Annotated in this window: 17 protein-coding genes; 9 read left to right on the forward strand and 8 right to left on the reverse strand. The window is 60.6% G+C overall.

The features are described from left to right. Positions 1–57: 57 nt before the first annotated feature. From lspA to ACNQ62_RS01535, 4 genes are all read right to left on the reverse strand, one after another. Positions 58–567 (reverse strand): signal peptidase II, encoded by a 510-nt coding sequence (gene lspA / locus ACNQ62_RS01520; RefSeq protein ID WP_418094047.1) that lies wholly within the window; start codon positions 565–567, stop codon positions 58–60. Between the two features lie 18 nt (positions 568–585). Next, the gene (purH, locus tag ACNQ62_RS01525) at positions 586–2,172 is read right to left on the reverse strand and encodes a bifunctional phosphoribosylaminoimidazolecarboxamide formyltransferase/IMP cyclohydrolase (protein WP_418094048.1); all 1,587 of its coding nucleotides are present in this window, start codon (positions 2,170–2,172) and stop codon (positions 586–588) included. A 17-nt stretch (positions 2,173–2,189) separates the two neighbouring features. Then, positions 2,190–3,938, reverse strand: a complete 1,749-nt coding sequence (locus tag ACNQ62_RS01530) for a heparinase II/III family protein (RefSeq protein ID WP_037942797.1) — start codon at positions 3,936–3,938, stop codon at positions 2,190–2,192. Between the two features lie 123 nt (positions 3,939–4,061). Then, positions 4,062–5,333, reverse strand: coding sequence for an RsmB/NOP family class I SAM-dependent RNA methyltransferase (locus ACNQ62_RS01535; RefSeq protein WP_418094049.1), 1,272 nt, complete (start codon positions 5,331–5,333; stop codon positions 4,062–4,064). Positions 5,334–5,423: 90 nt separating this feature from the next. Between ACNQ62_RS01535 and ACNQ62_RS01540 the strand changes: the two genes are divergently transcribed. After that, positions 5,424–5,699: a DUF1674 domain-containing protein gene (locus ACNQ62_RS01540; RefSeq protein ID WP_418094050.1), complete on the forward strand. Its 276-nt coding sequence runs from the start codon at positions 5,424–5,426 to the stop codon at positions 5,697–5,699. A 100-nt stretch (positions 5,700–5,799) separates the two neighbouring features. Here the strand turns inward: ACNQ62_RS01540 and ACNQ62_RS01545 are convergent, their stop codons facing one another. Both ACNQ62_RS01545 and dapB read right to left on the reverse strand, forming a co-directional pair. Beyond that, the gene (locus ACNQ62_RS01545; RefSeq protein ID WP_235183737.1) at positions 5,800–6,156 is read right to left on the reverse strand and encodes a dihydrodipicolinate reductase; all 357 of its coding nucleotides are present in this window, start codon (positions 6,154–6,156) and stop codon (positions 5,800–5,802) included. A gap of 90 nt (positions 6,157–6,246) precedes the next feature. Beyond that, complete coding sequence (gene dapB, locus ACNQ62_RS01550) at positions 6,247–7,062, reverse strand: 4-hydroxy-tetrahydrodipicolinate reductase (RefSeq protein WP_418094051.1); 816 nt, start codon at positions 7,060–7,062, stop codon at positions 6,247–6,249. A gap of 79 nt (positions 7,063–7,141) precedes the next feature. Between dapB and rbfA the strand changes: the two genes are divergently transcribed. The 8 genes from rbfA to pnp all read left to right on the forward strand — a co-directional run bounded on the left by rbfA (position 7,142) and on the right by pnp (position 14,288). Further along, the gene (rbfA, locus tag ACNQ62_RS01555) at positions 7,142–7,561 is read left to right on the forward strand and encodes a 30S ribosome-binding factor RbfA (protein WP_037953962.1); all 420 of its coding nucleotides are present in this window, start codon (positions 7,142–7,144) and stop codon (positions 7,559–7,561) included. After that, the gene (locus tag ACNQ62_RS01560) at positions 7,558–8,304 is read left to right on the forward strand and encodes a phosphodiester glycosidase family protein (RefSeq protein ID WP_005850259.1); all 747 of its coding nucleotides are present in this window, start codon (positions 7,558–7,560) and stop codon (positions 8,302–8,304) included. The genes rbfA and ACNQ62_RS01560 overlap by 4 nt, the downstream gene beginning before the upstream one ends. A 118-nt stretch (positions 8,305–8,422) precedes the next feature. Next, a complete protein-coding gene (gene truB, locus ACNQ62_RS01565) occupies positions 8,423–9,340 on the forward strand; it encodes a tRNA pseudouridine(55) synthase TruB (RefSeq protein WP_418094052.1) in 918 nt (305 codons plus the stop codon). Beyond that, a complete protein-coding gene (locus tag ACNQ62_RS01570) occupies positions 9,337–9,846 on the forward strand; it encodes a DUF1643 domain-containing protein (protein ID WP_037965287.1) in 510 nt (169 codons plus the stop codon). Before truB ends, ACNQ62_RS01570 begins: the two co-directional genes overlap by 4 nt. Before the next feature lie 105 nt (positions 9,847–9,951). Continuing rightward, positions 9,952–10,896 carry a calcium-binding protein gene (locus ACNQ62_RS01575; RefSeq protein ID WP_418094053.1) on the forward strand — a complete coding sequence of 315 codons (945 nt, stop codon included), beginning with the start codon at positions 9,952–9,954 and terminating at the stop codon, positions 10,894–10,896. 194 nt (positions 10,897–11,090) lie between these two features. Then, the gene (gene rpsO, locus ACNQ62_RS01580; protein WP_005850267.1) at positions 11,091–11,360 is read left to right on the forward strand and encodes a 30S ribosomal protein S15; all 270 of its coding nucleotides are present in this window, start codon (positions 11,091–11,093) and stop codon (positions 11,358–11,360) included. A 103-nt stretch (positions 11,361–11,463) separates the two neighbouring features. Then, on the forward strand, positions 11,464–11,937 hold the full coding sequence (locus ACNQ62_RS01585; protein ID WP_418094054.1) for a GNAT family N-acetyltransferase: 474 nt from the start codon (positions 11,464–11,466) through the stop codon (positions 11,935–11,937). A 215-nt stretch (positions 11,938–12,152) separates the two neighbouring features. Beyond that, complete coding sequence (gene pnp, locus ACNQ62_RS01590) at positions 12,153–14,288, forward strand: polyribonucleotide nucleotidyltransferase (protein WP_009825473.1); 2,136 nt, start codon at positions 12,153–12,155, stop codon at positions 14,286–14,288. An 87-nt stretch (positions 14,289–14,375) separates the two neighbouring features. On the opposite strand, the gene ACNQ62_RS01595 is transcribed toward pnp, so the two are convergent. Next, positions 14,376–20,114, reverse strand: coding sequence for a hypothetical protein (locus tag ACNQ62_RS01595; RefSeq protein ID WP_418094055.1), 5,739 nt, complete (start codon positions 20,112–20,114; stop codon positions 14,376–14,378). A 97-nt stretch (positions 20,115–20,211) separates the two neighbouring features. Continuing rightward, entirely contained in the window at positions 20,212–22,857 is a 2,646-nt protein-coding gene (locus tag ACNQ62_RS01600) for an NEW3 domain-containing protein (RefSeq protein ID WP_132997868.1), read from the reverse strand. Between the last annotated feature and the right edge of the window lie 23 nt (positions 22,858–22,880).

Here is a 22,880-nt window from a genome sequence, read left to right on the forward strand (position 1 = left end):
ATCTCCTTAAGGACTTGTTAAGGTCTTTGTACCAATATCGCAGTCACGCGGTAATTGTCACTGGCCTTTTTTCCGGGCCTTTTTCGGTGTGGCTTTCGCCGGTTTTTTGGTGTCGCCGGTAAAGTAAATCAGCCCCAAAGCGCCCGCAAAAATGAAGATATCGGCGATGTTGAACACGAAAGGATTATTGATACCGCAACAAGACATGTTCAAGAAATCAAGCACATAGCCGTAGATCAGGCGATCAACCACATTGGCTAACGCCCCCCCGATCAGCAGACCTGCGCTGATATTGGCCCAAAGGCTCATGGTTTGGCGGCTTGCCCAGATCAGCACGCCCACGCAGATTGCACAGGCCAGCCCGATGAGGATCCAACGACTTGCGTCGGACCCATCACCGAAAAGGCCAAAGTTGATCCCGCGGTTCTCGCCGTAGCGAAAGTTGATCAGCGGCGGCAATACGTCGATGGACCGGATACGGCTAAGCTCCATCGTATGCACGACAAGATACTTGCTAAGCTGATCCGCAAGAAACGCCGCAAAACCGGCCCAAAAAATAGTACGCATAACGACCGCTTTCCGTGGTTAGTGGCGGAAGTGGCGCATGCCGGTAAAGACCATGGCAAGCCCGGCCTCATCCGCTGCTGCGATCACTTCGTCATCCCGCATCGACCCGCCGGGCTGGATAAGCGCTGTCGCCCCTGCTTCTGCGGCAGTGATCAACCCGTCAGCAAAGGGGAAGAACGCATCGGAAGCGACGACAGAGCCCTGCGTCAGCGGTGCGGACAAGCCCATGGCTTCGGCCATATCCTGCGCTTTGCGTGCGGCGATACGCGTGCTGTCGACGCGGCTCATCTGGCCGGCACCGACGCCCACGGTCGCGCCATCCTTGACGTAGATGATCGCGTTGGATTTCACGTGTTTCGCGACGGTCCAGGCGAACATCAGGTCCGACAGCTCTTGATCGGACGGCTGGCGCTTTGTCACGACCTTCAGGTCATCCATGGTGATGCGGCCAACGTCTTTGTCCTGCACCAGATAGCCCCCCGACACCTGACGGAACGACAACGCGGCCTGGGCCGGATCGGCCAGACCGTTAGTGGTCAGCAAGCGCAGGTTCTTCTTCTTGCCAAAAATCTCCATCGCTTCGGGTGTGGCGTTCGGCGCGATCACGACCTCGGTAAAGATCGCGCTGATCGCCTCGGCGGTTTCGGCGTCAAGCGTCTGGTTCAGCGCGATAATCCCGCCAAAGGCGCTGGTGCGGTCGCAGTCGAACGCGCGGGTATAGGCATCCACCATCGACGTGCCTTGCGCCACGCCGCAGGGGTTGGCGTGCTTGATGATCGCACAGGCAGGCCCTTTGGCCGGATCGAATTCGCTGACTAGTTCAAAGGCGGCATCGGTGTCGTTGATATTGTTATACGACAGTTCTTTACCCTGATGCTGGGTCGCCGTAGCAACACCGGGACGTGCCGAGCCATCGGTGTAGAAGGCCGCTTGCTGGTGGGGGTTCTCGCCGTAGCGCAAGGTCTGCGCCAGCGTGCCGCCCACGGTACGACGACGCGGGGTGTCCCCGACCTGCGCGGCCATCCATGTGCTGACAGCCGTGTCATAGGCCGCCGTGCGGGCATAGGCCGTCTGCGCCAAACGCTGGCGCAGCGCATAGGTGGTCTGCCCGTTATTCTCGGACAGTTCGTTGATCACTGTCGCATAATCTTCGACATCGACGATCACATTCACAAAACCGTGGTTCTTCGCGGCGGAGCGGATCATCGCAGGGCCACCGATATCGATATTCTCGATCACCTCGGCATATTCCGCCCCTTTGGCGACGGTTTCTTCAAAGGGATACAGGTTCACCACAACCAGATCGATCGCGCCAATGTCATGCTTGTCCATCGCCGCGACGTGCTCGTCATTGTCACGCAGCGCCAGCAACCCACCGTGCACGACGGGGTGCAGCGTCTTGACCCGACCGTCCATCATCTCGGGGAAGCCGGTGACCTCGGACACATCCTTGACCTCCAGACCTGCGTCGCGCAGCGCCTTGGCGGTGCCGCCGGTGCTCAGCAATTCGACCCCATGCGCCGCGAGCGCCTGCCCCAGCTCGACCAGACCGGTCTTGTCAGATACGGAAAGAAGCGCGCGGGAGACGGGGTGAAGATCAGGCATCGGGGAGGTTCCTTTGGTCAGTCTTGGTCATCATATGGATCGTCGAGCGATAAATCTCGCACGCCAATCGCAGTTTCCTGCGCTTTGGACAAGGACCACCTGACCCTGCTGGCATAGTCGACGACCCGCCCGCTAAGCAGAATTTGCACCGACGCGCGGGGTTTCAACCGGTTGCGCTCAAGGTAAACGCTTGGTTCCAAAGACAGTTTATGCGTCCCATCATGACGGAACACCCAGATTTCGCCGCTTTTCTGGGCCATGGAAATTGCCGCCCCGCCCAGATCGACGGTGGCATCCACATCCGGGTGCAGATGGAAACGAATCTCGAACGGGATACCGGCAAGCTTCACCGCATCCATTTCCCGATCAAAGACACGCTTTTCAGCGGGCTCTATCGCGAGCAGCATGTCCTCCCCCGCGAGGCCGCGACCGTCGTGGGTCAGTTCCAGGCTGCGCGCATGGGTCAGGCCAAAGCCCGCGACATAGCCATTATGCGCGCCCTGAAACTGGGTGCCGTCCCCGACGGAGCCGATTTCGACGGGCACATAGGTCGGGCATTCGATCAAAGCCTCGGCGCCCGTGTGCCGGTCGGGCTCTGCCAGTCGCGCGCTGGAATAGCCGCCAAGCGACAGGCCAGAATGCGACGGTGTCGCACGCCCCGCCCGCCGCCAATCAGCGCCAAATGAATCGCCCGGCCCGCAGTTCACGACCAAAGGGCGCCGCCCGCTGGTCAGTTCAAACGCAAGCGTAGAGGCATGGGCATTGAACGATGCGGCCCCGCCGGGGGGCGGGCTGGCGTCGACGATCACACTGGTGCGCCCTGCGGACAGGCGCGCATACCCCATCGACAGCCCGTCCGGCTGGCGCGTCTTGATCTTCGCCGTGGCCAGCGCGTGATCCAGCCAGCCTTCGGCACCGCGCCCGCCGCCATGGAACCGCGCCAGCCCGCCGTCGGAATGCCGCAGGGTGCGTAGGGTGGGCGCGATGCGTTCGATCGCCTCCATATGCGCAGTTGGCGTGCCGCGTCCCGCATCGCTTAGCGCGGCGGCGGCCCATGTCAGAAGGGTAAATGCGTGCAACAGCTCTTCGGGGTTGCGGGTGGGCAGGCCGCCCTGCGCATCGATCTGCGCCTCGCATTCGCGGGCCAGTGCCTTGATCGCAGGATCGGCGCGCGACTCTTGCCCCTCAAGCGAAAGACCGGCGTAGATCAACCCGGTCAGCGCCTCGAACCGCGGCAATCCCGGGGCTGCGGCATGCCAGCGACGCGACAGGAAATCAGTTTGTTCGACCAGCGAGCGATAGAAGACATCGCTTTCGTCTTGCGAGGTGCCACGCAGTACAAACAGCGCGTGGTTGATCCAGCGGATCAGCCGCCTGCCGGTCAGATCAGGGGTCCAGCCGATGCCTCGGCCCTTGCCGTAATGGTCGATCCAGCCCCAAAGCCAACGCTGCGCCGTACCGCGGGCGCGCACGTCGCCAACCGCAGCCAGATCATCCATCCAGGCGAAACCATGCAGATCACGCGCGAAATCCTGATCCGGCGTGGCGACTTCCCACAGGCTTGACGCGTCTGGCGCTTCGATCAGACTGCCGGAAAACAGGAGGTTGCCCGCGATCAGCTGCCGACCCCGCGCAAAAGACCCAATGGTGCGCGGTTCGGGAGAGGAAACGAATCCCCTCGCTTGGGTACGCGTCTTGGTCGCGGCACGGGCGTGCCACCGGTTTAGAAAACGCGTTTTTCGCGCATTGAAGCTGGTACTTGTCATGCGGCTGCCCTTGTACGCTCTGCTGGCGTTTTGCGGATGTTAGCCGCTGTTGCCACCTGAGTCACCGCATTTTGACACGGGTTTTTGCGGGCGACGCAAATCCGCCCGCGTCAGGTTGGGTCTTTAGGCGTCCTTGCGCAGGCAGGCGATGTAAAACCCGTCCATGCCACCCAGTTCAGGCCAGTAATCGGGGCGCAAACGCAGGCCGCCCTCTTGGGTTGTCCACGCGGGATCAACACCGGGCACAGCCAAAGCGTCGCGGTCGACCCGCATATCCGCATGACGTTCCAACGCCTCGTCGACCTGCACTTCGCCTTCGTCGGGCAGCAGGGAGCAGGTGCAGAAAATCAAGCGCCCCCCGGGGTTGAGCAGGGACCACGCATGGTCGATCATTTCCGACTGCAGCTCGATCAGATCACCGAATTCGGACCCATCCTTGGCGTGGGGCAGATCGGGGTGACGACGGATCGTGCCCGTGGCAGAGCAAGGCGCATCCAGCAGAATCGCGTCAAACGTCCCCTCGAACCGGCGCGCATCGACGACAACGACTTTGGCCGGCAGATGCACCCGTGCAAGGTTTTCCCGAACCCGCTGCATCCGCTGCTTGGAGTTATCGACCGCCGTCACCTGCGCACCTGCGGCGGCAAGCTGCATGGTCTTACCCCCCGGTGCGGCACAAAGGTCCAGCACGGCCTCGCCTTTTTGTGGCGCAAGGATTTTAACGGGCAGCGCCGCGGCGGCGTCCTGCACCCACCAATCGCCTTCGGCAAAACCGGGCATGGTGGTGACCTGCCCCGCATCGGCGACGCGCACCGAACCGGTGGGCAAGACGGTGCCGCCCACGGCCGCGGCCAAACTTTCAGGATCTCGTTTCGCGGTCAGATCCAGTGGCGCACCTGCGAAATGCGCGGCTTCGATACCCGTCATCGCGTCGGGCCCCCAGGCTTCGGTCAGCGGACCCCGCAGCCATTTTGGCAAGCGCGGCGCGCGCAAGGCCTCCCATGCCTCTGGGCCGTCGGCGGCGATTTTGCGCAAAACGGCATTGGTCAGCCCCTTGAGGTGCCCGAGTTTTTTATGCGTCGCGACCAGTTCGACCATCGCATTCACCACGCCGTGGGCAGCGCCGCCCTGACACAGTTCGACGGTGCCGACGCGCAGCGCGTTGCGCACGGTCAGCGGCGGGTATTTCGACAGGTGTTTCTGCAACAGACGGTCGGCGCGTTCCATTCCGCGCAGGGTATCCATTGCCAAACGCTGCGCCCGTGCGCGGTCATCGGGGGGCAGCTTGTCCAACGCCCCCGCCGACAAGAGCTCTGACATCAGACGTTCTTCCCCCAGGATCATATCCAAAAGGTACACCGCACTTCTGCGGGCCTGAACGCCGGTGTCTGACATGCGATACGCTTTCTTCTTTGGGGTGCCCGGGTTGTCTGGGCTTGGTTCCGGCGTATATCAAGGGGACAGTGGCCTCAAGAGGATGAGAGTATGACCGAAGCCGGCAAACGCCCCATGCCAAGCCCACCCCATGATCCGACACCCATGCCGGAGCCCGGGCCGGATATTCCCCCAGAACCCACGCCCGATCCGATGCCGATGGTACAAGAGCTTCCCGCCGCCGCGCAACGCGCGCTGGCGGAGGCCGCCGAACGCCGCAAGGCCGCGCAGGCACTGGACCTGCCGACAGAGCTTGGTGGTCGCGACGGACCAGAACCTGTCCGCTATGGCGATTGGGAGAAAAAGGGCATCGCTATCGATTTTTAAGACACCTTTCCCCATGCGCTGAATTCCCTATGCGCTGACAATGCGTCGCGCAGATCAAGATTACGGCCAAGCGCCCTGTGGCGCTTGAACATAGGCGAGGCTACTTCAACGAGAAGACCGCTGACTGCCCTGCCCCCTTATCCGAGGTAAAGCGGATTTTCCCACCGTTTACAGCGACTTCCTGACAATTGTAGCCAAGGTCGTCATCGCCCCAGATCAGGCTTCGGCAGAAATACCCGCCCTTCCAGACCCATTGGCCCGACACGTCCCACACGGCACCTGTACCCGATATGCCGCCGCTTTCGGTGACGCGCAATTCGACCAGCGGGCGAGTCAGTGTTTTACCCTCCACCACCGAAACGAAATCGCGCTGGCTGTCCAGTTTCTGGAATTCTGCCCAAGCGGCCCCGGTCAGCGCAAAGAACGCTGCGCAGGTCAGTAACGTCAGTTTTTTCATCACACCCTCCAACCAGATTGTTCCCATGAATATACGGGCCAGAGGTTAAGATAGTTTCACCACGGTTAAGTGACAGGGCGGCAGGAGGCGTCAGTCGTTCAGGCCCAGAACGTCCAGCATATCATAGGCTCCGGCAGGTTTCCCCTGCCCCCAAACGGCAGCTTTGATGGCACCGCGCGCAAAAACCGCGCGATCCGACGCGATGTGGCGCAAGATGATTCGCTCGCCCGCGGCAGCGAACATCACGTCATGTTCGCCCACAATGTCGCCCCCGCGGATCGCTGTGAACCCGATGTCACCCCGCTTGCGCGCACCGGTGATCCCGTCACGCCCGCGGTCAGAGACATCCGCCAGCGCGACGCCGCGCCCTTCCGCGGCGGCTTCGCCCAGCATCAGCGCAGTGCCCGACGGCGCGTCGACCTTCTGGTTGTGATGCGCCTCTATCACCTCGATATCAAAGTCTTCATCAAGCGCGGCCGCGACACGTTTGGTCAACTGGGTCAAAAGGTTAACGCCCAGGCTCATGTTGCCCGCCCGCACGATCACCGTCTGCGTTGAAGGTCCGTCCAGCGCGCCGATCTGCGCGTCGGTCATACCGGTGGTGCCGATAACATGAACCACACCCGCGTCAGCCGCGATCTTGGCGAAGGCGAGTGTCGCTTCCGGAGCGGTGAAATCGATGACCGCCTGCGCGTCTTGCATCGCCTCTGCCGCGTTATCGGTCACGATCACGCCAACAGCAGTGCCGCCCATAGCAACACCGATATCCTGACCGACCCACGCATGCCCGGCACGTTCTACCGCACCCGCCAGATGCACCCTGTCGCTGGCAGAAACCTGCCCAATCAACATCTGGCCCATGCGGCCCGAAGCCCCTGTAATCACTATGCCGGGTGTATCGCTCATGTTATGCTCCTTATTCGGTTCCGGTTTAGCGCGTGGTGATCTGCTTGGCAAAACCTCAGCGAACCCTTAGATGAAGCGCATGGCAAAGAACAAGTTTCATGAGGGCTCAGGCCCGTCGCAACGGCAGCTTCGCGTAGGCGAAACCATTCGTCGCGCCCTATCGGATGTTCTGGCGCGTGGCGATGTCCACGACCCTGAGCTGAACCGGATGTCGATCACCGTGGGCGAAGTACGCGCCTCCCCCGACCTGAAGATCGCAACGGCCTATGTGCTGCCTTTGGGCGGAGACGGTCAGGAAGACGTGCTTAAGCTGCTGGCGCGCAACAAGGGCGAGCTCCGCCGGTTGATGGCGAAGAAGCTGGTCCTGAAATACGCACCGGACCTGCGGTTCCAACTGGACGAAACATTCGACCGTATGGACGAAACGCGCCGGATGCTGGCGCAGGACGTGGTGCGCCGCGATGCTGACGCCCCCGACCGCGGATCGGAAGACGCGTGAAACGGTTCTGGGCCGCGCTTGGCTTCATGGGCTGGGCCGCCGCGCCCGTCCAAGCCGAAACCTGCGAAACCCTGACCTACAACGGCACCGGCTATACCCTGTGCCACGTCGACCTGACGCAGGACCGGCTTGAGCTGTTCCTCTACGATGCGGACGGCAAACCGCATGGGTATTTCAACACATTGAATACGGCGTTGAAAAAGCGCGGCGCACAGCTGGGCTTTGCGATGAACGCGGGCATGTATCACGATACCCGTGCGCCGGTGGGCTATTACCTTGAGAACGGCAAAGAATATCAGCAGGTGATCAGCAGCGACGGCCCCGGTAACTTTGGCCTGCTGCCCAATGGCGTGCTCTGCCTGCGCGACGGGCGTGCCGATGTGATCGAAACCAAAGCTTTTCTGCGCGACGCCCCCGACTGCCGCAGCGCCACACAATCGGGACCGATGTTGGTGATCGATGGCAAGATGCACCCGCGCTTTCTGAAAGATGGCACCTCGCGCTATATCCGCAACGGCGTTGGTACCAGCGCCGATGGCAAACGCGCGGTTTTTGCCATCTCGAACGAGACGGTGAACTTCTATGATTTCGCGCTGCTGTTCCGGGATCACCTAAAGCTGCCAAATGCGCTTTATTTTGATGGCAATATCTCGAGGATGCGCGCACCCGATCTGGGCCGCAATGACTTGGGCTTTAGCGCGCTTGGCCCTATCATTGGCGTCGTGAAGCCCGACGCACCGTAGCGCAACAAGAGTTTTCTTGCCTTCGGCGAGGATTTTTCACCATTTGGAAGCCAGAGTCTCTGGGCAATCTTGCCGGACCTTTGATAGGAGGCGGGCAAATCAGTTAAGGGCATTTGATATGGGACGCAGGCGCAAGGGACGGGATATTTCGGGGTGGTTGGTGGTGGACAAGCCCGCTGGCCCGACCTCTACAACCGTGGTGAACAAAGTCCGTTGGGCGCTGAACGCGAATAAGGCGGGCCATGCGGGCACCCTTGACCCCGAAGCCACCGGCGTTCTGGCGATCGCGCTTGGCGAGGCAACCAAGACGGTTCCCTTTATCACGGACGCGATGAAAGCCTATGAGTTCACGGTCCGCCTTGGGATCGCGACAAATACCGATGATGCCGAGGGCGAGGTCATCGCAACCTCGGAGCTGCGGCCTGATGACGACGCGATCAAGGATGCTTTGGGCAAGTTTATCGGTGACATCCAGCAGGTGCCGCCGCAGTTTTCCGCCGTAAAGATCGACGGCCAGCGCGCTTATAAACTGGCGCGCGACGGTGAAACGATGGATCTGGCCGCCCGCCCGCTTTTTGTCGAACAGCTGCTGCTGGTGGACCGCCCCGATGCCGACCACGTGACGTTGGAGATGGTGTGCGGCAAGGGCGGCTATGTCCGGTCGATTGCGCGCGATCTGGGACAAGCCTTGGGCTGTCTGGGCCACGTGCGCGAATTGCGCCGCATCTGGTCGGGCCCGTTCGAGGCCTCTGAAGGGCTGACGCTGGCGCAGATCGAAGATATGGCGCGCACAGACGCTTTGGACGCGCATTTGCTGCCGTTAGAGCAAGGGTTGCAGGACCTGCCAGAGGTGAAAGCCACGCCGGAAGGGGCCACTCGTCTGCGCAACGGCAACCCCGGTATGGTGATCGCCCATGACGTTGAATATGGCGACGAGGTCTGGGCGTCGTTTGAGGGCCGCGCCGTTGCTGTTGGGCGTTTCAAGGCGGGCGAATTGCATCCGTCGCGTGTGTTCAACCAGCCCGGTTCTGCGTGATCACGCGCAGCCATACCAAGGGCGATGCGCCTTCGACGGCTGTCTATTCGGACTGCGAAAACTACCGCTATAGTCTGACCCGCGTCTGGACCCCCGAGGCGGAGCGGGTGCTGTTCGTCATGCTAAATCCGTCAAAAGCGACGGAAATCGAAAACGACCCAACGGTCGAGCGGTGCGAGCGCCGTGCCCGCGCCTTGGGCTTCGGGGGGTTTCAGGTCACCAATATCTTTGCCTGGCGCGAAACCAGCCCCAAGCTGATGCGTCAGGCCAAAGACCCCGTCGGCCCTGATAACGATATGATTTTGAACGAAGGTATCTTGTGGGCCGATCAGGTGATCGCGGCTTGGGGCACCCATGGCGCACATCTTGGACGGGGTGCGCAGGTGCAAGAACTGCTGTCGCGCAGCCAAACGCCCGTGTACCATTTGGGCCTGTCCAAGGACGGGCATCCCAAGCATCCTTTGTATATCCGCTATGCTCAGGAACCGATTTTCTGGGGCCTTTAGGGCAAGCTTAACTTTCTTGATTCTATGGTGCTGATGCGGCCTTGGGTTTTGGGGCTGTTTCATCTGTATCCCCGCGTGATGCGGGCAATAGGGTCGGGTTTGCACATGCTGTTTCTTGCCGGATTAATGGGGTTGATCACCGTCGGGGCCGCCGCCTTTATCGACATCGGGGTCGAGGAGGAGGAGACAACCACCGACGAAGATGCACCGGCCGGCGATGTGATCTCCGGCACCCCCCGGGATGACCTGATTATCGGCTCGGGCGGCAGCGATCAGATCGCGGGCTATGGCGGTGATGACCTTGTGGAGGCGCGCAATGGCGATGACACCGTGTTTGGGGACAGCGGCGATGATACATTGAGGGGCGGCGCGGGCAACGATGACCTGCATGGCAATGATGGCGATGATCTATTGGCGGGGGCCGAGGATGCGGATGGGCTTACCGGCCATAATGACGATGACATCCTGCAGGGCGGCGCGGGCCACGATACGCTAAACGGCTCTGCCGGGGGTGATACGCTTTTCGGGGATAGCGGGGATGACGCCGTGATGGGCGGTTTGGGCGATGACTTGCTGATTGGGGGGCGCGGGCAAGACGCGCTCTTTGGTGGATGGGGGAACGATACGATTGACGGCACCGTCGATCCGGACCGGCAGGATGCGCGCGTCACCGATATCGACGAAGGGGATTACCTGAATGGCGGTGGCGGCGATGATGTGATCCTTGCGGGAACAAACGACACGGTGACCCCGGGCGCAGGGCGTGATGATGTGATCCTTGGCGATTGGGTCAGCCCCGATGGCATCGTCGATATCCGCAGTTTCGACATAGAAGATGACAGTCTGCTGCTGGTCTGGGACGACAGCGATGCAGCCGCGACAGCGCCCAAGGTGGCAGTTGAACCGGATCCGGAGGATCTGCACTCCCATCTGATATCAATGGACGGGGCGATTGTGGCCATGGTGCAGTCGGACCAGTTGCTGATGCCGGGCGACCTATCGCTTATCCCCCTCAGCTCGGCCCTCGCTGCGGGGCTAACGCGCGGCTGAACCGCCGATGCCCTCTCAACGGGCAAAGAAGCCAACGCGCCCCGCGACGCATTAATCCTTTGCCAAGGGGGCGAAACTTTCCTATACGCCCCCATCGCCCGATGATTCCTGTCAGCGGGTGATACTCCATGGGCCTGTGCTGGACGACATCCCGGCCTGTGCCATCACTTTAACCCTTCGAAAAGGAGACCCCGATGTCGATTACGCAAGAAGAAAAAGCACGCGTCATGAAAGAATTCGGCACCAAAGAAGGCGACACCGGTTCGCCCGAAGTACAGGTTGCCATTCTGTCCTCGCGCATCGCAACGCTGACCGAGCACTTCAAAACCCACAAGAAAGACAACCACGGTCGCCGTGGCCTTTTGAAAATGGTTGCGACACGCCGGAAGCTTCTGGACTATGTCAAAGGTAAAGATGACGCGCGTTATCAGGACCTGATCAAACGTTTGGGCCTGCGCCGCTAACCAGCGCTGCACCGCCACAACGATGAAAACCGCGCCCTGGCAACAGGGGGCGGTTTTTTCGTTTCCCCCTGTGCTTTAGTGATGTGCGCCACAAGGAGAGCCTATGCCAATCAACCTGCGTGACCTCACCCCGCAAGATACCGATGCAGCCGCGCTGCTTTTCTTTGCTGCGGTGCATCAGGGCACCGCGGATGTGTATTCGGCCGAACAACGCATCGCTTGGGCCGGAAAAGCCCCCGCACCCGCCACATGGCGAGGGCGGTTTGATACCGTGTCGGGTATCGTGGCCGAGATAGACAACCGTATGGCGGGCTTCATGACCCTTGACCGCGAGGGGCTGATCGATCTGGCCTTTGTGCACCCCGATCATATGGGCACAGGCGTGGGGCGCACTGTGTATTTTGCCATCGAAGACCGTGCCCGCATATTCGGCGCGCGACGTCTTCGGACCTTTGCCAGCGAAAAGGCAAAGCCATTTTTCACGCGTATGGGCTGGACCGTCGAGGCCCCCAATATTGTCACCAAAGGCGGGGTCAGCTTGCAAAACTACAAGATGTTCAAGACCTTGTCAGGCTGACCCCCTTGCCGCTCTGCTGCGGCTTGCAATCTGTGGCGTGCAGGGCCGCGTGTAGGGGGCAACGCTTCCCTTCCCATCGCAGGCAAACTGCTGTATGGCCGCACAATCTGAAAGCCGGCGCCCGGACTCCAGCGCCCGACAAAGAAGATACCGGAGTCAGGGGGAATATGCCCTCTACGCAAATGGCCCGATCCGGGCCGAAACAGGAAACGTAGATGTTTAATGTAACGAAAAAATCCATGCAGTGGGGCGAAGAGACGCTGACACTGGAAACTGGCAAAGTGGCCCGTCAGGCAGACGGTTCGGTGATTGCGACACTGGGCGAAACCAGCGTCATGGCGAACGTCACCTTTGCACGCCAGCAAAAACCCGGTCAGGACTTCTTTCCGCTGACCGTCCACTACCAAGAGAAATACTATGCCGCCGGTAAAGTACCGGGTGGCTTCTTCAAGCGTGAGGCCCGCCCCACCGAGAAGGAAACCCTGACAGCCCGTCTGATCGACCGTCCGATCCGTCCGCTGTTCGTTCCCGGCTTCAAAAACGAAGTTCTGGTGATGTGTACCGTTCTCAGCCACGATCTGGTTAACGATCCCGACATGGTCGCGATGATCGCTGCCTCCGCAGCGCTGACCATTTCCGGCGCGCCGTTCCGCGGCCCGATCGGTGCCTGCCGCGTTGGTTTCGAGGATGGCGATTACGTTCTGAACCCGACCGTCGACGACATGCAGGACCTGCGCCTGAACCCTGATCAACGTCTTGATCTGGTTGTCGCCGGCACCAAAGAAGCCGTGATGATGGTTGAATCCGAAGCCTATGAGCTGTCGGAAGAAGAAATGCTGGGTGCGGTGAAATTCGCGCACGAGCAGATCCAGCCTGTTATCGACCTGATCATCGATCTGGCCGAAGACGCCGCGAAAGAGCCGTTTGACTTCCAGCCGGTTGACTATTCGGACCTGTCCGCAGCTGTCAAAGCTGCTGGCGAAGACGCTATGCGCGCCGCCTTTGCAATCGCCGACAAGCAAGAGCGCACCGCCGCTGTTGCCGCTGCCCGCGAAACAATCAAAGCCGCGCTGACCGAAGAGCAACTGGAAGACGCGAACCTCGGGTCCGCTCTGAAAGGCCTCGAAGCGTCCATCCTGCGTGGTGACGTGGTTAAAACCGGTAAGCGTATCGACGGCCGTAAGACCGACGAAATCCGCGACATCGTGGCCGAAACCGGCATCCTGCCCCGTACACACGGGTCGTCGCTGTTCACACGTGGCGAAACACAGGGTCTGGTTGTGACCACTTTGGGCACCGGCGATGACGAACAGTTCATCGATGCGCTGCACGGCAACTTCAAATCCAACTTCATGCTGCACTATAACTTCCCGCCCTATTCGGTTGGTGAAGTTGGCCGTGTCGGTGGCCCCGGCCGTCGCGAAATCGGTCACGGCAAGTTGGCTTGGCGTGCGTTGCAGGCGGTTCTGCCTGCCTCCACCGACTTCCCCTACACCATCCGCGTTGTGTCCGAGATCACTGAATCGAACGGCTCCAGCTCGATGGCGTCGGTTTGCGGTGGCTCCTTGTCCATGATGGACGCAGGTGTGCCATTGAAAGCGCCCGTCGCGGGTGTTGCCATGGGTCTGATCCTGGAAGAAGACGGCTCCTATGCGATCCTGTCCGACATCTTGGGTGACGAAGACCACCTGGGCGACATGGACTTTAAAGTGGCCGGTACCGAAGCAGGTATCACGTCGCTGCAGATGGACATCAAGATCGCCGGCATCACGCCCGAGATCATGGAGAAAGCTCTGGCACAAGCCAAAGCGGGCCGTGTGCACATTCTAGGCGAGATGAACAAAGCCATCTCCGGCGCGGGTGAATTCTCGGTTCACGCCCCTCGCATCGAAACGATGCAGATCCCAACCGACAAGATCCGTGAAGTGATCGGGTCCGGCGGTAAAGTGATCCGCGAGATCGTTGAAGTGTCCGGCGCGAAAGTCGACATTAACGACGAAGGCATCATCAAGATCGCATCGCCAAACGGCGACTCGATCAAGAAAGCTTATGACATGATCTGGTCCATCGTGGCCGAGCCTGAAGAAGGTGCGGTTTACACCGGTACCGTCGTCAAGATCGTTGATTTCGGTGCCTTCGTGAACTTCTTTGGCAAGCGCGACGGTCTGGTACACGTATCCCAGATCGAAAACCGCCGCCTGAACCACCCTTCGGATGTTCTGAAGGAAGGTCAGGAAGTGAAAGTGAAGCTGCTTGGCTTTGACGATCGCGGCAAGGTGCGCCTGTCGATGAAAGTTGTCGATCAGGAAACCGGCGAAGAAATCAAGAAAGAAGAAGGCGGCGAAGCGTAAGCTTCTCCACCCGTTCTGAAATGACGAAAGCCCCGGCCTATGTGCCGGGGCTTTTTTTGTGCCGTGACGGGTTAGTCCCGTTTGGCTTTAGCTTTCCATAAAGCTGTCCAGACGGTCCCAGAGCGAGTTATCCAGCAGCAGCTTGAAGCGCAGGTAGAAACCTTCCTGATACAGATCGCTGCGCAGGGCCGATTTGTTCATCGCGCGGTTATAGCCCAATGCAACCAGCGCACCTTTGGTGGGGGCAAACCCAATCTCTGCGCCGATACCGTTGGTGGCATTGCCTTGGTTGTCCCACAAATGCGCGGCGTTCAAGCCGATCTGGAACCGGTTGTCGCCGAACTCGTAGTTAAAGCCAGCCTGCACCAGTTGGGTGGTGGCGCGGGCAGAGAACCCGCCAAGGGTGGTCAGCTTTTGCGACTGACCCGCGTATTTCGCGTTCAGGCGCAGGTCGGCGTCTACTTCATAGGCCGCGTCTACGGACCACATATGGGTCACCGATTTGGTCTCGCGCTGTTCGATGCGGTGCTCGTACCATGCCAGCACTTCGAGGCGTGGATCGTGAACCGGACGGTAGGCGATACCCGCACGCGACCGGATCCGGCGGTGGTCACGACCGTCGCGCTTGTCCAGTGCAACACGGGTACGGCCCAGCACGGTGAAGTCAGGTGTGATCTTACCCGCGATGCCAAAGCTGGCGTAATGGGTGTTGCCACTGTCTTCAAAGGTGGTGTCCGCATCGGCATCGCCCACCCAGCTTTCCGCGCTGGACCCCCACTTCGCGCCAAGGGCAACGCTGGTCAGACGGTGATCGTCGCTTTCCATGCTGCGGGAATGTTCAATCCCGAAGCTGAAGCTGGTGTTCCCGTTCATGGCCCATTTGCCCATCATCACCTGGGTAAACATGGTGTCCGAAGATCCCAGACCTTTGACGAAATCGGTGCTTCCGCGCAGCCAGTCATTCAGGTCGTAAGAGAAACCCAGCTTGGAGTGTGTGGCCATGCTGTCGTCGCCAAAGGTCATTTCGACCTCGCTATAGGCACGCCAGCCGGGCACGGGCTCGCGGTACATGCCCAGGGTCAGCTCGGTCGGGCGGTCCGAGCCGCCAAAGGGGTGACGCAGCTCTGCGGTGATGACGGTGCCGGGGCGGTTCGCAGGGGTCCAGTGGCCGCCAAGGATCAGACCGGGATGGGCCTTCTTCGAGGTTGCGGTGTGATCCAGGCGATACTCCAGCCCGATGTAGCCTTTGAAATTCGTGCTGAACTCTTTGGCATAGACGGCATCCACGGTCAGACGCTCGATGTCAGAGGTGCGGTCACGTACATAGTCCACACCAAGAACAAAGTCGCTGGTCCCGTCGATCTCAAAACCGTAGTTCAGACGTGCGCGGGTGGTGCCGGGCAGTGCCAGACCGCCGCGCGAGGCAAACTTCTCGCCGGTGTGAACCATCTCGAAGTTGAAGTGTCCGGTTTCCTTGCGGATGTCGTAGGACAGACGGTAGGCCGTATCCGATACGCCATTCGCATCTTCGGAGCGCGCAGCCTCGGCTTCCCACACGCCACCCTGCGTCCCCTCGTGACGGATATAGGCAGAGTGCAGACGCTCGCGGGCGGTATTGCCACGGTCGGCATCGGCATGCACGATACGTGCGCCAACGGTGGTGCGGTCGGTCAGCGCGAGGTTCACCTCACCGCCATAGAGCCAGTAGCGGTCGGCCCCTTCCACATCGACTTCGTAGGTGACGCGCACCGACACAGGGTTGCCCTGACCGTCGAACTGGCGCACCGCATCGTCAAAAGTGATCGAGTTGCCAAAGAAGTCCAGCAGGTAGTCGCTGCCGCGGCGCAGCGGCGTGGTCGAGATGACATCCCCGCCCTCTTCATCGCGCACCAGCAGTTCAACCCGCTCGGAGCCTTGTACATAGCCGTCCAGATCCAGGTCATAGGGGCCGGACACACCACGCCCGAGGAATTCCTGCACGCGCTGCTCTTGGGCAGTACGGGCACCGAACAGGGTCACGCCGACCTTGTCGTTTTCCCAATGGGCTTTGGCACCGGTCACCACACGACGCATGCCGTCAAGCTTCAGCGCGCTGGCTTCGGGTTCGATCGCGATGTCACCGTAAAGGATGTACGAACGACCCTTCTCGACCTTAACGTACAGGTTTTCCGAGGATTGCGCGTCGAAGCCACGTTCGGAGTTGTCACCATACACAGGGTAGAACTCGTCGCCACGGATGTCGCGGAACAGGCGGTCTTCGGTGTCACGGTCCGAGCTATAGCGCAGTGTCAGCAGCGCATCACCCGAGATCACGCCCTTAAGGTACACTTCACCCCGCAGACCGGTGGTTGTGTCTTCGAAAGAGCTGAAACGATCCGCGTCCAGCAGCTCACCCTTCGCGCCGCCCAAGGCCACGGCCCCTTCGATCACGCCAACCATGATGCGCTGGTCCAGATCGGGGGTGAACGTGATGGTTTCTTCGGCGCGGCCAAAGGCACCGCTGATGGTGATACGGTCTGTGCCTGCAACCTGTGGCGGGATCAGCCCAAAGGTGGCCTCGCCGTTGTCCAGATAGACCTGCACGCCGGGGGTGCCTTCGCGGATGTCGGCCACGTCCCACAGGGCCAGCTTGGCGCTGAGTGTCACGGTACCGGAGGCAGGTACAGGCATGCCACGGGCATCCAGCACACGCACCACAACCGGGATCACGTCGGTCGGCGATGCGGGCGCGGTGTCGGGCATGATCACCTCGAATTTGGCGGGCTTGCCGGGGGCAACCACGGTGATTTCCTCGCGGACACGTTCGATGCCGAAACCGTCACGGCCGACCAGCGTCAGGGTGTTCTGCCCCGCGTCCAGTTTCACCGCGACAAAATCCAGTGCCTGCGTGTTGTTCTTCTCGAAGCTTGTACGCTCGCCTACGCGGTCGCTGCTCAGCTCGCGGCCGTTCACCAGCAGGCCCAGCGACAGATCGCCCTTGCCCTTGACGCGCACGCTTTGGGTGCGGCGATCCAGTGTCTGACCATCGGTCAGGTCCACGAAACCGGGTGCATCGTCCAGCGTTTTGATCAGCATCTCGAGCGACTGGCGCTGTGCCTTGCCGGACGCTTTCTCAGAGACGGAGTTCGCCGCGCGGTTTTCATCCAGACGCTGCATCAGACGCGAGCTCAGCTGCGTGGTGGTCGCCACACCGGCTTCGCTGCGCACCGAACGTACCGGCGCACGCTGGCCTTCAATCGGCAGGTCGGCAGCGGTCAGCGCGTTGGATTGCGGCTGCTCGGCAAAGTACTTCTGACGCTGGTCAACCTCGGCCATCGCTTCGGGGGTGCAGTCCAGCACGGCGAAGTGCTCGGCGCGCAGTTCCCCCTTGCGCAGCGGGATCAGGCGCGACCCACCGCGCAGCAGATCATTGGTGCGGGTTACGGTCACTTCGGTACCAACGGGCAGGGTTTCGTCCTGCACAAGGAACGCATGGGTCACGGGGCGCAGACCGAAAAGGGAGTATTTACCATCCATATCGGTCACAACCGACAGGCCCTCTTGGGTCACGATACGGACGCCGGGGATACCTGGTTCAGTGTGGTCGCCACGGATACCGTCTTTGTCACAGTCCATAAAGACCGACCCGATGACAGTGGCTTCACGGGCGAAGACGCCACCGCTGTTGTTCAGTTTGACCATCGCGCGGGCAGTCTGGGACTGCATCACGGTACCGGTGCCCGCCTGACGACCCGTCAGAACCGCGGTGTTCTCGTTGCGGCCTTCGCGGGCGGCTGCGGTGAACTGCATGACATAGGTCAGCTCGTGGCTCGACAGGGGGGCCAGCATGCCCAGGTCATAGGTCATGTCACCCGACGCATCGACGGCAGGGTCTTCCATTGTCTCGCCGTTGAAGGTCACCGACCCTGCAACCAGCTGGCTGCCATAGGCGGGGCGATCCATGATTTCGGCACCGATCAGCGCCTGGTTCATGTTGTTGGTGAAGTTCAGGGTGTAGACCACGAACTCGCCCGCGCCGACCATATCCTTGTCGGCCTGCTTGTCCAGCGCCAGCGGCACGCCATAGTGTGGGTCCGCAGGAATGTCCGAGATGTCGAGCATCCCACCGGCGTGGCGGAAGCTTGCCATATAACCGGCCCCCGCAACACGACGGTTAAAGCCGGGGAAGTCGGCGCGCACGGAAGGAACGTCCCATGCGGGGGCGTTCATCACGGCGTACTGGTATTCACCGGCAGGCATGTCACCGAAGCTGAAGAAGCCGCGGGCATCGGTCATACGGCGCGCCATTTCGGCACCGCTGTTCATGTCCATCAGCGCGATGGCCACATTCCCGATCGGCTCGTTGGTCAGCGCATTGAACAGGAAGTTACCGGGGGTGATCAGCAGCTCGTCTTGCAGCGCGGCACCGGCACAATCGGCAGTGGCGATCAGACGGTCACCGTCGGTGGTCGCGATCACATTGTCGCCGGATACGGGCACATCCATCCGCGCCATAGGAACGGCGGCGGTAAGGAAAACACCGTTGTTAGGGTCTGTTTCCGTGGCGGTCACACGCTCTACATCGCCGGTCAGGAAGCTGCGCAGCGTGATGATCGCACGATCTGCGGACATCGTTTCGTTGCACGCACCGGCGGTCAGACGCAGGCGGGTATCGCTGTTTGGCACAGCATGAGGCTGGTCTGCTGCGGTTTCAGGATGTTCAAATTGCAGGGCACCGGTCCCGGCAGCATCGCGGCTGTAAACTGTTGTGTTAGAGTCTACATCAACTGTGCGATCTTCCATTTTCACGAAGCTGCGGGCGGTGTTGGCGACCTCTACGTCGCCCAAGTTCATGGGCACGGTCACAGTGAACGCGGGGTCGCGGGCAAAACCGATTTCGTAGTCGCCCTCGTGAAAGAAGGCCACGGCGTCGACCTCGCCAGCGGGGCGCGCAGTCTGGTAATCATGACGCGCATCGCCCGCCGCGTGATACAGGGCAACCATGCCGCTTGGGTCGGTGATGCTGTGGAAACGGGCGTTCAGGGGCACCTCGTCGCGCAGCAGAACACCTGTGGCGGCGGCCCCGTCGATGCGGATCTGGGCACCGTGTACGTCACCATAGGCCAGCACATCACCGTCCGAGTCGTTGCGCAGGCGCAGCGTGTAGGTCAGCTGTGTTTCGTCTTCCATCTCGCGGACGGATTGTTCCTTTTGCAGCTCAAGCGAACTGCCCATGATGGTGGTCTTGCCAGCTGCGGCACCCGTCAGGATGCGACGGGCCGCGAAGCCTGTTGTGCTTGTGGCAGATACCGACAACACCGACTGCATCAACGTGGCGGGAGTGGCGTAGAAGGAGGTGCGGAATTCGTAGATGAGCTGAGCGCTATCGCCCACATCCATGAACATCGGCGCGCCTGCGCTGATCGTGGCTTCGCCATTGTCGATGCGGCCATTGGCATTCGCGTCATAGACAAGGCGGGCGTCGTTCATCATGCCGGCACCCTCTTGGTGCTGCATGGTCATGGCGGCGTTCAGTGGGACGTTCCCGATGTTGGCGACCTCGAAGTAGTATTGCGCCATCGCGCCACGGGTCAGCATCAGTTCGGAGTATCCGTTGACATCCAGCGCAGGCACTGCGGCTACTTTGGCGTCTACGGCGTTCGAGTATACAGTCTCGATGATGCCCAGCGCTTCGTTAAAGTAGGTGGTCTGCGCGACGTTCCGGATGAAGGTGCCTGCGGGTACCTGCTTGGCAGCGGCGCCGTGCGGCAGGAGGGAGATCACCAGCGCGACGATCCAGAAACACGACATCATGCGGAGGGCGGTTTTGTGAAAGTTGCGGTCCATTTGATCAATCCCTGTTCTATCTTTTCTAAGAGGAGAGGAAGTGTGGTTCCCCCGGAGCGAGGGGGGGAAGGGTGCTCCGGGGAAACCTGGGGTTCGTTTACTCGTCCACCTGAACGGTGAATTCTAGCGTGGCGAACCCACCCGGAAGGACCGTGCCGTGGTCGCTCGAGATGTTGCTCGAGGTGACTGTGGCGGTGCTACCTGCCGGGAAGAGCGTCTCGCTGCATGTGCCACCACAGTCGGTTACCGATGTGTAGGCAGGGGCGGCATCAGAGATGATGACGTTTGCAGCGGGAGAAGAGCCGGTGTTTTCAGCTTCCACTTTGTAGCGGATGCACTGACCGGGAGAGACGTCCTGACGGGTCTTGGTAAAGGTCCCGACGGTGCCGTCGCAGTTGGCGTCGATGTACTGGTACTTGCTCAGCGTGACGTCGCCAGAGATGATCACGATCCGGTCTTCTACTGCGTTGTCAGCAGTATCCGCGTCGGTCGCTGTGCCACCGTTCAGCGAGGGGTCAAGGCTGATGGTACCGATTTCGGTCACACCGCTTGTCGCTGTCGATGGTGTTTGCACACGGTAGATAACCGAGATGCTTTCACCGGGGGCAAGCCCGTTCACACCAGCCGATACACCGTCCGTCAGATCATCAAAGTTGTCGATCACCAGCTCGGAGGGGTCGATCACACCGTTGCCGTTTGCATCCCAGAACAAAGCGCCCGAGAAGTTGTTCAACCCTGTGTCGTTGATCGCTCCTTCGGTGATTGCAACGTTACCGGTGTTGGTGATGGTGTGCACCATGTCGACGATACCACCGGGCGAGGCCTGGGCGTTCTGGTCATCGATGATCTCTACGTTGTAGATCTCGTTCACGGTCACTTCGTTGACGATCCGGTCGCCTTGGCCCGAGACAGAGGACACCAGCGCGATGTCGACCAATGTGTCACCCGGTGCCTGATCTGCCGGCGGGGTTACCACAACGGTGAAGGTATCGCTTGCACCAGCAGGGATGGTCCCGGTGTTGCTGATCGCGGACCCGTCAGCGGAGCGGAATTCGACGGTCCAACCGGCGGGCAGCGCTTGTGCCAGCGAGAGGTTGTAGCTGTCGGATACCGGGCCGTTGTTTTCAACGACCATGTCGTAGGTGACCGGTGCACCGGGGTCGGTGGCATAGTTCACCCAAGGCGCGCCGGCATTGGTGGGGTCAAGGCCATCGCCTTCGGAGCCTGCGACTGCGTTCTCAAGATCAACGGCAGAGGCAAGGATCGCACCGGTGAAGGTCGCTGTCGATGTATCGGAAACACCCGAGGCATCGGAGGTAGTGGATACGGTGGCGTTGAAGTTGGCAGCAGCCGTTGGGGCCACATCTGTTGGCAGTGTTGCGATCAAGGTGACCTTGGCGCTGTCACCCGCAGCAAGCGGACCGACGGAACCGATGATCGGCGTCACACCATCTGCACCCACAAAGCGGAAGGTTGTGCCCGCGGGGTAGTCGATGTTGCTGACATCAAGCGTCAGGCTGTCGGTCTGGTTCGACCGGTTGGTCAGCACGAATTCATGCTTCACTGTGCCACCCTGGGCCGCATCGCCAGTTTCGGTCACGACATCGTTGTTTGCCGCGTCATCATCTGTTGCCGAAGCCGTCGTTGGATCCGCTGCACCAGCACCGTCGATGGCTGTATCAGCGATAGAGACCGCGAATTGGTCATCCACAATGATCGAAGCTGTGTTCGAGGGTGGGAAGGCAACGTTGTCGATTTCCTGTGTGGCGACGTTTTCAATGATACCCGCATCAGCAGTGTCGAGGATCACAGCTTGGAACGTCACACTACCGGAGCGGCCGGAACCGACGCTCGAGATGTTGAAGTTGACGCTCTGGCCGTTGGTATCAAAGGCGATTGTCTCGCCGGAGCCATTGGTCGCATCGACCGAAGAAGACCCGTTGGCGTCATCCAGAATACCCGCGGCGTCAGACCACCGTGCCGAACCGGGCACATAGGCCAGGCGACCGTCCAGAATGTCATCGACGGTATAGTTGTTCGCAGCAGCCAGACCGGTGCTGGAATATGTCAGCTCGATGCTCACGGTATCGCCGGCATCGACGATGTTGGGGTTACCGCCGGACGCTGCATCAGCGACCATGGACTTGACCAGTTCGACAATGGCGTCGTTCGAGATGGTTAGCGTATCGGTGTTGACGGCTGTCTCTGTGCCATCAAGATCAGACCTTGCGGTCACTGTGATGCTGTCCGACCCTGTTGCGTTGGAGGGGACAGAGACTTCGATGACGACGCCGAACTGCTCGCCCGGTGCCAATGTTGGCGTTTCGGTCAGCGGTGTGGCGCTATCCGCGACACCATCCATGTTCGCATCCGGATAGAAGACGATGGCAGAGGTATCGAGCGTGCCTGTGTCTGTCTCTACTGCGGTCAGTGCGAAGAAGTCTGCGCCGTTCCCTTCGTTGGTAACGATGTGCGGCAGGAAGGCTTTACCACCGGGTGCGATGGTTTCGTTGTTGTCCGAGGTCAATGTCACGCCAGCAACCTGCTGAACGATCGTTTCAACCGTGTTCGACGTGACCGTGATGGTATCGCCGGCTTGGTTTGTATAGGTCGCAACCGCTTGGTTGCCGATCACGGACCCGGCTTCTGGTGCGGCGGCCAAAGCGGCTGCGCCAAATGCGGCAGTCACCGCCATCGCGCTTGCAGAGCGCATGAAGAAAGATTGATGTTTCACGTTAGTCATTCCTTTGATTTATCTAGATTAGG

Origin of the sequence: Sulfitobacter sp. SBS6 (assembly GCF_048285585.1) — a bacterium.
In the GTDB taxonomy this organism is placed as follows: Bacteria; Pseudomonadota; Alphaproteobacteria; order Rhodobacterales; family Rhodobacteraceae; genus Sulfitobacter; species Sulfitobacter pontiacus.